The organism is Ideonella alba, assembly GCF_018069845.1.
Taxonomy (GTDB): Bacteria; Pseudomonadota; Gammaproteobacteria; order Burkholderiales; family Burkholderiaceae_C; genus Ideonella; species Ideonella alba.
In genome coordinates this window covers 62352-74683 of the sequence record NZ_JAGQDD010000002.1, presented here as the reverse complement: position 1 = coordinate 74683, position 12332 = coordinate 62352, and the positions used below count along the sequence as shown (strand labels likewise).

At 73.0% G+C, this 12332-nt stretch carries 12 protein-coding genes; all 12 read right to left on the bottom strand.

Translation table 11 applies throughout. The annotated features are described in order from the left end of the window. Nucleotides 1-28: 28 nt before the first annotated feature. The gene (locus tag KAK03_RS03970; protein WP_210851890.1) at nucleotides 29-784 is read right to left on the bottom strand and encodes a cytidylyltransferase domain-containing protein; all 756 of its coding nucleotides are present in this window, start codon (nucleotides 782-784) and stop codon (nucleotides 29-31) included. After that, nucleotides 781-2139: a glycosyltransferase family protein gene (locus KAK03_RS03965; RefSeq protein ID WP_210851889.1), complete on the bottom strand. Its 1359-nt coding sequence runs from the start codon at nucleotides 2137-2139 to the stop codon at nucleotides 781-783. The genes KAK03_RS03970 and KAK03_RS03965 overlap by 4 nt, the downstream gene beginning before the upstream one ends. 10 nt (nucleotides 2140-2149) lie before the next feature. Beyond that, on the bottom strand, nucleotides 2150-2725 hold the full coding sequence (locus KAK03_RS03960; protein ID WP_210851888.1) for a GNAT family N-acetyltransferase: 576 nt from the start codon (nucleotides 2723-2725) through the stop codon (nucleotides 2150-2152). Then, a complete protein-coding gene (locus tag KAK03_RS03955; protein WP_210851887.1) occupies nucleotides 2722-3588 on the bottom strand; it encodes an aldo/keto reductase in 867 nt (288 codons plus the stop codon). Before KAK03_RS03955 ends, KAK03_RS03960 begins: the two co-directional genes overlap by 4 nt. A gap of 12 nt (nucleotides 3589-3600) precedes the next feature. Next, nucleotides 3601-4800: a Wzz/FepE/Etk N-terminal domain-containing protein gene (locus KAK03_RS03950; RefSeq protein WP_210851886.1), complete on the bottom strand. Its 1200-nt coding sequence runs from the start codon at nucleotides 4798-4800 to the stop codon at nucleotides 3601-3603. 81 nt (nucleotides 4801-4881) lie between these two features. Further along, a complete protein-coding gene (locus KAK03_RS03945; RefSeq protein ID WP_210851885.1) occupies nucleotides 4882-6759 on the bottom strand; it encodes a polysaccharide biosynthesis protein in 1878 nt (625 codons plus the stop codon). Beyond that, nucleotides 6756-7352 carry a sugar transferase gene (locus KAK03_RS03940; protein ID WP_210851884.1) on the bottom strand — a complete coding sequence of 199 codons (597 nt, stop codon included), beginning with the start codon at nucleotides 7350-7352 and terminating at the stop codon, nucleotides 6756-6758. The genes KAK03_RS03945 and KAK03_RS03940 overlap by 4 nt, the downstream gene beginning before the upstream one ends. 7 nt (nucleotides 7353-7359) lie before the next feature. Beyond that, nucleotides 7360-8526, bottom strand: a complete 1167-nt coding sequence (locus tag KAK03_RS03935; RefSeq protein WP_210851883.1) for a DegT/DnrJ/EryC1/StrS family aminotransferase — start codon at nucleotides 8524-8526, stop codon at nucleotides 7360-7362. Then, a complete protein-coding gene (locus KAK03_RS03930) occupies nucleotides 8523-9230 on the bottom strand; it encodes a class I SAM-dependent methyltransferase (protein WP_210851882.1) in 708 nt (235 codons plus the stop codon). Before KAK03_RS03930 ends, KAK03_RS03935 begins: the two co-directional genes overlap by 4 nt. Beyond that, nucleotides 9227-10282: a glycosyltransferase family 2 protein gene (locus tag KAK03_RS03925; RefSeq protein WP_210851881.1), complete on the bottom strand. Its 1056-nt coding sequence runs from the start codon at nucleotides 10280-10282 to the stop codon at nucleotides 9227-9229. The genes KAK03_RS03930 and KAK03_RS03925 overlap by 4 nt, the downstream gene beginning before the upstream one ends. Beyond that, nucleotides 10279-11421 (bottom strand): glycosyltransferase family 4 protein, encoded by a 1143-nt coding sequence (locus tag KAK03_RS03920; protein WP_210851880.1) that lies wholly within the window; start codon nucleotides 11419-11421, stop codon nucleotides 10279-10281. The genes KAK03_RS03925 and KAK03_RS03920 overlap by 4 nt, the downstream gene beginning before the upstream one ends. After that, entirely contained in the window at nucleotides 11418-12326 is a 909-nt protein-coding gene (locus KAK03_RS03915; RefSeq protein ID WP_210851879.1) for a class I SAM-dependent methyltransferase, read from the bottom strand. The genes KAK03_RS03920 and KAK03_RS03915 overlap by 4 nt, the downstream gene beginning before the upstream one ends. Nucleotides 12327-12332: the final 6 nt, after the last annotated feature.

Here is a 12332-nt window from a genome sequence, read left to right as displayed (position 1 = left end):
GAGGAAAGGGGGCGGGCGGAGCAGCCGGTCAGGCGGCGGCGTCGTCGCGCAGGCTCTTGAGGTAGCCCTCGTTGCGTTGGTGGTCCTGGCCGCGCTGCACGCCGTGGCGTTCGATCGCGCGGTACAGATCGAAGCGGTCGAAGCCGGTGGGCGAGGTGGCGCCCACCGCGGCCAGCAGCGCCTCGACATGCGCCAGGTCGTCCGGGTGGTCGACGGTCCAGCGCATCGACGACAGGTCGGCAAAGGCGCTGATCGACCGTGCCGGAAAGCGCTGCACCTCGCGGCGGATGAAGGGGGTGACGTGCTCGCGGTCGGAGGGCAGCGTGGCCTCGGCGGCGGCGGCGGCCAGGGCCTCGATGCGCATCGCCTCGACATCCAGGCCGTCGGGGAAGCTGGCCGGCACCGCATTGGTGGCGTAGGCGGCGCTGCCCTCGATGACCAGCGCAGCCACGCGGTCGATCAGTTCGGGGTCGATCAGCGGGCAGTCGCCGGTCAGGCGCAGCACCACGTCGGCGCCGGCATGGCTCGCCGCCTGATGGAAGCGCGCCAGCACATCGGCCAACGGACCGCGGAAGCATTCGATGCCGTGCGCCGCCAGCACCTCGGCCAGCGGATCGTCGCTGGCGTCGACGCTGGTGGCGACGATCAGCCGGTCGACGCAGCGCGCCTGGCGCACGCGCTGCGCCATGAAGACGATGGACGGCAGGCCCAGCAGGGGCTTGAGCACCTTGCCGGGCAGCCGGCTGCTGGACATGCGGGCCTGGATGATGGCGACTGTGGTCATGGCGTGGGGCCGTCGGGCGACGGCGCGGGCTCGTGGGTGCGCAGCCAGGCCAGCAGGCCCTGGGCAACGCGGTCGATATTGTCCTCCTCCAGACAGGCCGGGTGCGACAGCGGGTCACTGACCAGGCCGGGGAAGGAGTGGGCGATCAGCTCGGCCAGCAGGCGCGGGCCGTCACCGGGGCGGCCCAGACCCGCCGCCGGGTCGGCCAGCAGGCGCTCGACCGCCTGTTCAGGCGACTCGGCATGGCAATGCGGGAACAGCTGTTCGATCACCGGGTGGCGCAGCGACAGGCAGCGGCCCTTGCCGAACACCGCCTCCAGGCCCACGGTGCCACTGACGGTGACCGCGCCCAGGCTCATCCGGTGCGCCTCGGGCATCGGCAGGTCCAGCGGCAGCAGGCACAGGCGCGGCTCGCGCGCGGCCAGCGCCAGCAGCGCATCGCTCAGCTCGTACTTCGATTTCGGGTTGGCCTTCAGCGCCAGCGTGTGCGTGGCCGGCAGGGCCGCCAACAGGCGCTGCACCAGCGCCAGCTGGTCCGAGTAGGGGCGACCCCAGACATCGATGTTGGCCTCGGGCTGCAATTGCAGCGGATACAGCAGCGTGGTCGACGGATCGGACGGCCGACGGGCCAGCGCCTGCCAGCGCAGCAGCAGCCCCTTCACCCCCCGCGACAGGCGCCACTTGAGGGCCAGGGATGGCGTGTTGTAGCGCTCGCCCTGCAGCCGGGCCCACCAGACGCGGCCCCGGGTGGCTGCCCATTGGACGCGGCGCCAGGCACGCTCGGCCGTCCCGGGGCGGCGCATGTAGAAGGGCAGCTCCCGGTTGCTGGCGATGCGCTCGGCCAGGTCAGCCAGCTGATCGGCGGGCCAGCGTTCGCCGCTGCCGGCCGCCGGCAGCTGGGTGTCGCCCTGGAACAGCGCGAAGCGGCCGGCCGGATAGCGGTTGGCACAGGGGTGGACAAAGGCGATGCCACGGGCGCGGCAGGCCTCGATGGCCAGCAGTTCGTGGAACAAGGTGCACTCGCCCACCACCAGGTCGGGGCGCCAGTCGTCCAGCGCGCGGGCGATCTCGGCGGCGTAGTGGTCGTAGTGGGCGCAGCCCGCGTCGAAATGCAGGCGGCCCCGCTCACGCACGAGCACAGGGTGACGCTGCAGGGCGGCGGCCTCGTCCACACGGGCCCCGATGGCGGGCCAGGGCATGCAGCGCAGCTCGTCGGCACAACCCTCGGCGCGCGGCACAAAGGCCGGGTTCTGCACCAGCCAGACCACGCGGTGGTGCTGCGCCCGCAAGCGGCGCGCCACCTGGGCCCACAGGGCCGTCTTCTCGCGGTTCTCCAGGAACAGGACGGTGCGCACGCGCCCGTGCTCAGCTGCCGACATGGAATCCCGGGTTGTCAATCGTCACCACCACCTTGCCCTTGATGGTTCCCTCGTGGATGAAGGCACCGGGCAGGCGCGATTCGACCCGCCAGCCGGCCTTCTCGAAGGCCCGCACCGAGCCCTCGTTGCCCTCGACCATGCCGGCGTAGAGCTTGCGCAGGCCGAAGCGGCCGAAGGCCAGATCGGTGCCCAGGCGCACCGCCTCGGTGGCCACGCCACGGCCCCAGCAGTCGCGCTCGCCGATGACGATCGAGATCTCGGCCGTGGCATGGCGGCGGTTGATCGGGCCGATCTTCAGGTTGCCCACGTGGCAGGGCTGCGGCGCCTTCTGCTCGATCGCGTACATGAACCAGGCCTCGGACTGGAAGCCGTCCATCAGGTGGCGCAGCGCGTCGAAGGCACTGATGCCGCGCGCCTCCAGGTAGCGCGTGACCTGCTCGTCGCGGAACCAGGCCTCGTAGCGCTCACCCAGGTCGTCGGGCAGCAGCGGCCGCAGGCGGATCGGACCGCCCTGGTCCAGACCGGGGCCCAGGCGCCGCACGAACAGATTGTCTTCAGTCATCGCCATCTCCCGGGTTCGATCAGCTCCAGCGCATCGCAGCCCAGGCCGTCCCAGGCGCCCGCCGCGGGCGCCGGGGTGGTGGCCGCGGCCAGGATCTCGTCGAGCTGCGACAGGCGATCGACCCCCACCACCACCTGGGCCACCTCGGGCAGGTCGGCCACCGCATGCAGCGCGCCGGCCAGGCGCGACAGACCCAGCGCGCGGCAGCGCGCATCAAAGGCGGCCAGGACCTCGGCGTAGGCCGCCAGGTGCGGCGTCAGCGCGGCGGTGTCGGCCAGCGCAAAGCCCTGCAGGAAGGCCGACCGGGCATGGACTTCCACGCCCTGGGCCTGGCAGCGTGCCAGCACGCCGGCCTGCTGATGGCGGCGGTCGAAGACATTGATCGGCAGCTGCACCAGACCCACCGGGTAGCGGTCCAGCACCTGCAGCACCTCGTCAGCACCGTAACCGGAGACGCCGATGCGCCCCACCCGGCCCTCGTCGCGCAGCGCCTGCATCGCCGACCAGACGGCCGGGCCCTGTGGCCCCAGCAGGTCGGCAGCGCGGTGCAGCAGCAGCCCATCGACCCGGTCGGTGCGCAAGCGCTGCAGGCTCTCGGCCACGAAGCGGTGCACCGCCTCGGCCGAGGCCTGCTCGTTGAGCGCCGGCACCTTGGTGACGAGGCGAAAGCGCGCGGCGGCGCCCACCTCGCCCAGCACCTCTTCACTGCGGCCGTAGGCGTGGGCGGTGTCGAGCAGGCCCACGCCACCCTCGGCGGCACGGGCCAGCAGCCGCGCCACCTCGTCGGTCGGCACCTGCCCGGCGGTGTTGAAGGCGCCGTAGTTCAGGCCGAACTGGACCGTGCCCAGCGCGATCTTGTGCATGCCGGCGTCTCGTCAGGCGCGGCGGCCAAAGGCACGGCGCAGCGCGACCCGGATCTCGCTCAGCGTCTCGGCGCTGCTGGCCTCGCGCGACTGGCCGTCCAGCCAGGCCCGCCAGACGGTCCAGCCCGCCAGCAGCAGGAAACTGCCCACCAGGGCCAGCACTGCGATCAGGCCGCGCTTCGGGCCGGACTTCCATTCGGGGACCACCGCCGCATCCAGCACCTGCAGCTCGCTGCCCTGGCGGGCCTCGTCCACACGGGCCATCTCGTACTGCCGGGCCATCAGCTCGAACAGGGTTTCGTAGTACTTGAAGTCGCGAAAGCGCGCCACATAGGCCGCACCGTCGCCCTTGCCGTTGTCCGGATCACGGGCCTCGGTGCGCGCCATCAGGCCGCGCAGCGAGGCCAGCTCGCGCAGCGCCTGCTGCACCTCGGGGGCACCGTCGGTCAGCGTGCCGCGCAGCACCGCCAGCCGGGTCTCGGACACCGCCACCTGGGCCTTGATCTGTGCCAGCTCTGCCACGGCCGCCTCCGGGCTGGTCTTGAGCACGCTGGCCGAGACGCCGCCAGCCTTCAGCGCCTGTTCGGCGCGGGTCAGGTTGTCCTTGGCCTCCTGCAGCTGGCGCTCGAAGAAGCGGCGGCGCTGCGAGGCTTCGGTCAGCGCCATCGTGCGCGAGAGCTTCTGCAGCTCGTCGATGTAGGCATTGGCGATGTCGGCGGCGCGCTTCGGGTCGCGGTCGTCGACCTCGATGTCGATCAGGCCGTCCTTGCCCGAGGAGATGCGGGTGCGCTTCTCCAGTTCGTCGCGGGCCAGGAAGTGCAGATCGGCCTCGTAGACCTTCATCAGGTCGAAACGCTCGATCAGCGCGTCGGCGATGGTGCGGCTCTTCATGAAGCCGATCCACTGGTCGGCAGGGTTCTTCAGGCCGCCCAGACCGCCGCCGCCGCCACCGCCCAGCATGCCCGCCAGACCGCCCAGCGAGCCCAGCAGGGCCGAGGCCGCGCTGCCCTGCTGCTGCGGCGGCAGGATCTGCGCATGCGCGGTGAAGGTCAGCGGCATCAGGTAGGTGGCGCCGAAGGCGATCACCGCCACGGTCAGCGGCGCCAGCACCAGCAGGCGCAGACGGCGTGACAGCACCAGGGCCAGGTCCAGTGCGCTCCACTCGCGATCGGCGGCGCTCAGGGCTTCGGGGGAGATCTGGGGTTCGGTCATGCAGGCTCGCAGGTTCGACGGCGCCGCGGTGGACGCCGCCTGGGCGCGGGCCGCCTGTCGGGCGGCCAAAACCCTGCGATTCTAGGTCACCGGACCCGGGGAAAACTCGGGCACCAGGGCCTGCAGGCGGGCGCGCACGGCCGCGTCCTCGCAGGGGCCGGACCCGATCTCGGCCAGCCAGTCGAAGACCGCCGTGTCGTCGCCTGGCGGCGGCAGCCGGGCCAGGCGCAGGCGGGCAAAGCGGGTGGGCAGCGTGGTGTCGGCGTCGGCCAGCAGCTCCTCGTACAGCTTCTCACCGGGCCGCAGGCCGGTGAAGACGATGCCCACCTCGGTCTCGGTCTTGCCCGCCAGGCGGATCAGGGTGCGGGCCAGCTCGACGATGCGCACCGGCTCGCCCATGTCCAGCACCAGCACCTGCGCGGTCTCGCCGATCGCTGCGGCCTGCAGCACCAGCCGGGCGGCTTCGGGGATGGTCATGAAGTAGCGGATGATGTCCGGATGCGTCACGGTGAGCGGGCCGCCGCGGGCGATCTGTTCCTTGAACTTCGGGATCACGCTGCCGCTGCTGCCCAGCACATTGCCGAAGCGCACCGCCATGAAGCGCGTGCCCGGGTGCGCCGCCGCCATGGCCGAGACCACCAGCTCGGCCGCCCGCTTGGTGGCCCCCATCACATTCGTCGGATTGACGGCCTTGTCGGTGCTGATCAGCACGAAGCGCTCGGCACCCGCCTCGGCCGCCGCCAGCGCGGCATGCCAGGTGCCCAGGGTGTTGTTGCGCAGCGCCGCCCAGGCGTTATCGACCTCCATCAGCGGCACATGCTTGTAGGCCGCGGCATGGAAGACCAGCTCCGGCCGCCAGCGCAACATCAGGGCGCGCAGCGCCGGCAGGTCCTTGACGTCGGCGATCAGCGGCACCAGCGGCAGGCCGGGAAAGTGGCGCGCCAGCTCCTGCTCGATCGCATACAGGTTGTATTCGGACAGCTCCACCAGCACCAGCCGGGCCGGCGCGAAACGCGCCAGCTGGCGGCAGAGCTCGCTGCCGATGCTTCCACCGCCGCCGGTGACCAGCACGGTGCGGCCATGCACGGTCTCGGCGATGCCGGCCTCGTCCAGCTGCACCGGCTCACGGCCCAGCAGGTCCTCGGGTTCGATGTCGCGCACCCGCTCGGCCTGGCCGCTGCGCAGCTCGTCGGCCGACGGCACCGTCAGCACGGGCAGGCCGGTGCCACCGGCCAGTGCCACCGCGCGGCGGCGCTGCGCCGCGGTGGCGCCGGGCAGCGCGATCACCAGGTGGGTGACGCCGCGCAGCAGGGCCTTGTCGGTCACCGCGGTCAGCGGCCCCAGCACCGGGATGCCGGCGATGCGTGCGCCCTGCTTGTCAGGGTCGTCATCGAGCAGGCCCAGCACGATCCAGCCCTGCTGGTGGATGCCGGCCAGCAGGCGCCGCGCGGCGTCGCCGGCACCCAGCACCAGCGCGCGGCGCACCTCGCGCTCGCTGCCGGTGATCTGCGCGCGGGCGTGTTCATAGAGCGTGCGGTAGCCCATGCGCACCAGCGCCAGCGCCATCAGCGCGACAAAGGGGTGCAGCGCCAGCACCGCGCGCGGCACCTGCACCAGCTGCAGCATCAGCACGCCCACGGCGCTGACGAGGCCGGCGGCCATGCAGGCCAGCGCGATGCGGCGCACCTCGCCGAAGCCGGAGAAGCGCCACATGCCCTGCGGCACGCGCAGCGCCCGGAAGGCCACCATGTACACCGCAACGATGCCCAGCAGCACCCAGCCGTCGTAGCCCGGGCGGGCGCTGAGCCAGCGCTCGAAGCCCAGGCGGAACAGGTAGGTGACGTTCCAGGCCAGGGCCACCAGCGCGCCGTCGATCAGCATCGACAAGGGTTCGCGGTGCGGCCGCAGCCGCGCCAGGAAGCGGTCCAGCCGGTGCCAGAAGCCGGGGGTGCTGCTCATCGGCGCACCAGCGCGCACAGCGTGCGCCACAGCAGGGACAGGTCGCCGCGCAGCGTGGCGCGGCGGGCGTAGTCGGCCTGCAGCGCCAGCTTGCGCGGCAGCACCTCGTCGATGTAGGCGCGCTCGGGGTCGGGCGCGGCGGCCAGCAGCGCGGCCTCGTCCAGGTGGGCCAGCGTGGCGGGGTCGGTCAGGCCCGGGCGCACGGCCAGCACCTCGGCCTTCAGCGCCGCCGGGTAGTGGGCCACATAGCGCGGCACCTCGGGGCGCGGGCCGACCAGGCTCATCTCGCCGCGCAGCACGTCGATCAGCTGCGGCAGCTCGTCCAGGCGGCGGTCACGCAGCCAGTGGCCGACCCGCGTGATGCGCGGGTCGCGGCCCACGGTGACCTGCGGGCCCAGGCGCTCGGCGTCGGTGCGCATGGTGCGGAACTTGTGGATGCGAAAGACCCGTCCGCCCTGCCCCACCCGTTCCTGGCGAAAGAACACCGGGCCGGCCGAATCCAGCTTCACCGCCAGCGCGATCAGCAGCAGCAGCGGCGCCAGCAGCGTCAGCGCCAGGGCCGAGACGAGCAGGTCCATCACGCGCTTGGCCATGGACGGCTCAGGCCAGCGCCGTGCGCAGCGCCGCGGCCACGCGGTCGACGTCGGCATCGCTCATGCGGGTGTGCAGCGGCAGGCTCAGCATGCGCTCGTAGGCGCGCTGGCTGTGCGGGAACTGCTCGGGCCGCAGGCCGTAGCGGTCGCGCCAGTAGGGCTGCAGGTGCAGCGGGATGTAGTGCACGCTGCAGCCGATGCCGGCGGCGAACAGCGCCTCGATCACCGGGTCGCGGCCCAGGCGCGCCGTGTCCGCCAGGCGCAGCACATACAGGTGCCAGGCGTGGCGCTCGCCGGCCGGCGCATGGGCCGGCCGCAGCACGGGCAGGTCGGCCAGCGCGGCGTCGTAGCGCGCCACCAGCGCGGCACGGCGGGCCGCGAAGGCATCGGCCTTGCGCAGCTGGTGCAGGCCCAGCGCGGCGGCGATGTCGGTCAGGTTGTACTTGAAGCCCGGCGCCACGATCTCGTAGTACCAGCTGGGCACGGTGGCGGTGAAGCGGTCGAAGGCGTCGCGGCTGATGCCGTGCAGGCGCATCACCCGCGCGCGCGCCGCCAGCGCCGGATCGCGCGTGACCAGCATGCCGCCCTCGCCGGTGGTGATGGTCTTGTTGGCGTAGAAGCTGAACACCGTGGCGTGGCTGTCCAGCGTGCCGACCAGCCGGCCGCCGCTGGTGCTGGGCAGCGCATGGGCGGCGTCTTCCACCACCTTCAGGTCGTGGCGGCGGGCGATGTCCAGCAGCGCCGGCATGTCGGCCGCCAGGCCGGCGTAGTGCACCGGGACGATGGCCTTGGTGCGCGGCGTGATCGCCGCCTCGACCAGCGCCGGGTCGATGTTCAGCGTCACCGGGTCCACGTCCACCAGGCGCACGTCGGCGCCCAGGTAGCGCACCACCTCGGCGGTGGCGGTGAAGGTGTGGGTGGGCACGATGACCTCGTCACCGGGGCCGATGCCCAGGGCTTCCAGCGCCAGGTGCAGACCGGCGGTGGCCGAGTTGACGGCGATCGCCTGCAGCCCCGGCTCGCCCAGGTAGCGCGCGAAGTCGTCCTCGAAGCGCCGCGCCTTGGGGCCGGTGGTGACCCAGCCGCTGCGCAGCGTGTCGACCACCTCGGCGATCTCCTCCTCACCGATGTCGGGCAGGGCGAAGGCCAGGAAGGGGGGCTTGGTGTCGGTCATGCGGGTTTGGCGATCCAGGCCAGCAGGTGCGTGCGCAGCGGCGGCAGAGCGTTGAAGACAGTGTAGAGCGACGGATGCCAGCGGGCCGCCGCGCGGGCGATCGGTGGCGCCAGCGTCACCCGGTGGGCGTCGATGCGACCCTGCGGGAACAGTGCGCGCATGCGCGCCAGCGGCACGCCGCGCACATCGGGGTTGCGCGGGTTGTTGACGGTGAAGTCGTACCACAGCACCGCGCCGCCCGGGCGCAGCTGCGCCCACATCGCCTGGGCCAGCTGCTGGTGCACCGTGTCGTCCAGCAGCGAGGAGAACACGGTGGATTGCATCACCACGTCCACGCTGGCGGGCGCCGGGCCGAGGTGGCGGGCGTCGCCCCGCCACAGCGTCAGCGCGCTCGGCAGCCGCTCGCGGGCCGTGGCGAAACGCTCGGCCAGCAGCTCGGTGCCGCTGAGCAGCGCAGGCTGGAAGCCCAGCTGCAGCGCCTCGAGCAGGTTGCCGCCGTGGCCGCAGCCCACCTCATGCAGCCGGCAGGCCGACGGATCGGCCCAGCCGTGGCGGCGCAGCAGCGCCACCAGCGCGCGCTGGCGCTCCTGCTGCGGCCACAGCGCGGCCGGGTTGGTCAGCGCATAGCGCGGGTCCTGCGGCGCGCGGCGGGCGTAGCGTTCGCGCAGCGCGCGGGCCTCGGCGTCGTCGGGGGAAGTGCTCATCGGGTCAGTCTCGCGAAGCGGTCCCGCGGCCCCCGGCCGCGCAGCACGGCCCACCAGCCCTGCAGCGAGCCCAGGCCGTAGCCCAGGTGGTAGGCGGCGATCACCGCGGGCACGCGCGCCACGGCGGCGCGGTCCAGGTCGGACGACGCGGCCACTGCGCCGGTCATCGCGGCCACGGCCGCGGCGTAGAGCGTCAGCAAGCCCAGCAGCAGGCCGGAGCCCGCCAGCGGCCAGGCCAGCAAGGCCAGCCCCAGTGCGGCCACGAACAGACCCGGCACCAGCTGGCGCAGCGCCGCCGCCTGCCCGTGCTTGCGCATCACGAAGGGCTTCCAGTAGCCGTACTGCTGGTACTGACGGAACACCTGAGCCAGCCGCGCCCGCGGCCGGTAGGTGCTGCGGATGCGGCTGGACTGCCACACCCGCGCGCCGGCGCGTGTCAGGCGCAGGTTGTGCTCGTCGTCCTGGTTGCGCACCAGCGATTCGTCAAAGCCGCCATGCTGGGCCAGCACGCGCCGCGGCCAGCAGCCCAGGTAGACGGTGTCGACCCAGCCGTCGAAGCCCAGATCGCGCGAGCGCGCGCCGCCGGCCACCCAGCGCGACTGGAAGGCCGCGGCCACCGCCTGCTGCATCGGCCCGGCGCCGGGTTCGGGCACCGCATGCCAGGGGCCACCGACGTTGTCGGCACCGGTCTCGGCCAGCACCGCCAGGCACTGGGCGATGTAATCGGGCGCGTACTCGGTGTGCACGTCCATGCGCACGATCACCTCGCCGCGCGACTGCTGCAGCGCCGCGTTCAGGCCGCAGGAGACGATGCGCCCCGGGTTGTCCACCCAGCGCAGCCGGGCGTCGGCGGCGGCCAGCGACTGCAGGCGCTCGCGGGTGCCATCGTCGCTCTGACCGTCGGCCACCAGCAGCTCCAGCTGCCAGCCGGCGGGCAGCTGCTGGGCCAGCGCGCTGGTGCAGAAGGTGTCGATGTAGCGGGCCTCGTTGCGGCAGGGCACGATCACCGACACCCAGCCCGGCTCGGCGGGCGGCCAATGCAGCGCGGTCATGCCAGCACCTCCGGCACCGGCGTCCGGCGCGCCACCGCCTGCAGCAGCGTGGTCCAGGCCTGGGTGTGGCGCTGCGGGCTGAAGAGGCGCTGGCTGCGCTCGATCGCCGCGGCGCCCAGGCGCTGGCGGCGCGCCGGGTCGTCCAGCAGCTCGCCCAGTGCCCGGGCCAGGCCATCGATGTCGCCGTCGGGCACCAGCACGCCGGTCTCGGGCGCGATCACGTCGGCCGGGCCGGTCGGGCAATCGAAGGCCACGGCCGGCAGGCCCATGGCCTGGGCTTCCAGCAGCACCAGCGGCATGCCCTCGTAGCGCGAGGGCAGCACGAAGACGGCGCTGTCGCGGTAGGCCTGGGCCATTGCCGGCGTGGGCGGCAGGAAACGCACGCTGTCGGCCACACCCAGCTGCTGCGCCAGCGCCTGGTGGGCGGCCAGCAGCGGCCCGTCACCGATCAGGCGCAGCTCGGCCGCGGGCCGGCCGGGCCGCACCCGGGCCCAGGCCTGCAGCAGGCGGTCGAAACCCTTCTGCGCCACATGGCGTCCCACCGCCAGCACCACCGGCGCCTCGACCGCCCCGACCTGCGCGACCTGCAGCGCCGACGCATTGGCGATCACGCGGGTCACCGGGTGCAGGCGGGCAAAGCGCGGCGCGTCGGCCTGGGTCAGGCTGACCAGCGCGGCCACCCGGGGGTACTGGCGCGTGCGCAGCCATTGCCAGAAGCGCGAACGGGCGAAGAAGTGGTTGTGGTCGCAGCAGACCACGCGGGCGGCCTCGTCGCGGCGCAAGCGGGGCAGCACCGAGGCCGCGGTGGTCAGACCGTTGAGCAGCACCACATCGGCCTGCGAGCCGCGGATCTGCGCGGCGAGCACGCGGCCCAGGCGAAGCTGGTGACGGGCCATGGTCCACAGCCGGCCCAGGCGGGAGCTGGCGGCGGCCGCGGCCCGTTCCGGCGGCCCGCAGAGCACGCGCACCCCGGGGTCGAGCGGATAGCGCACAGCCTCGCGCGGCGTGTCCAGGCTGCCCAGCGCCACAGCCCAGCCCTGGCCGGCCAGGTGATTGGCCAGTTCGCAGGCGAAGCGCTCGACGCCGCCGGCAATGTCCAGCCGCTCGCACAGCAGCAGCGCGCTGGGTGGCGTGCTCACTTGCGGATCAGCGCGTGCACATCCACGCGCGTGTAGTCGGGGGCGGGCAGTGCCCAGCCGCTGGCGCCGATCGCGCGCAGGCGGTCGCGCAGCGCACGCAGCGGGTCGATCAGGCCCTGTCGGCCCAGCGCGCCGTGCAGGCGCTGGCGCAGGCCCGGGGCGCTGGCTGGCGCAGCGGCGGCGGGGGTCTTGAGCCACTCGTCGTCGGCGTAGTCGCTCTGCTGTGGCGGCGGCAGCTCGCCCGGTTCGTGCAGCTTGCGCGCCAGCACCATCATGTAGACCTCGTGCGCATTGCACAGGTTGACGCGCCGTCGCAGTTCGCGCGGATTGGCCACCTGCCACCAGTGGCGGCGGTCGCCCTTCACGGCAAACCACAGGCCGAGCAGCTCGAAGCCGCGCTCGGGCCGGTAGAGGTTGAAGAACAGCTCGGGCGAGAACTGGTAGAAGCCATGGCCCGACAGGTTGTTGGCCGGCAGCGCATGCAGCACATGCCCGCCCACGCGGCAGGCCGCCGTGACATTACGCCAGGCCACCGGAAAGTCGAAGACATGCTCCAGGCAGCCGAAGTCCAGCACCGCGTCGAACTGGCCGGGCAGCGGGCTGTCGGCGGGCCAGGGGCGGTTCATGTCGTGCAGGTGGCTGGCCTGCTCGTAGGCCGAGGCATCGACCGACTCGGCCGACCGGGCGCCCAGCCACTGGGTCAGCAGCGGCTCGAAGTAGCGCGGCGCGCCCGCCGGCCGGGGCGGCTCGACCAGCGGCGGCAGGCCGCGCAGGCGTCGGTGGTCCTCCAGCTCGTAGGCCTCGATGAACAAGGCCTGGCGGCCGATGGCCAGCGTGCGCGTGTAGGACACGCCCAGGTCCTGCGCGTGGGCCAGCAGGTTCAGGTTGTGGATGTCGATGCCCACGGTCGC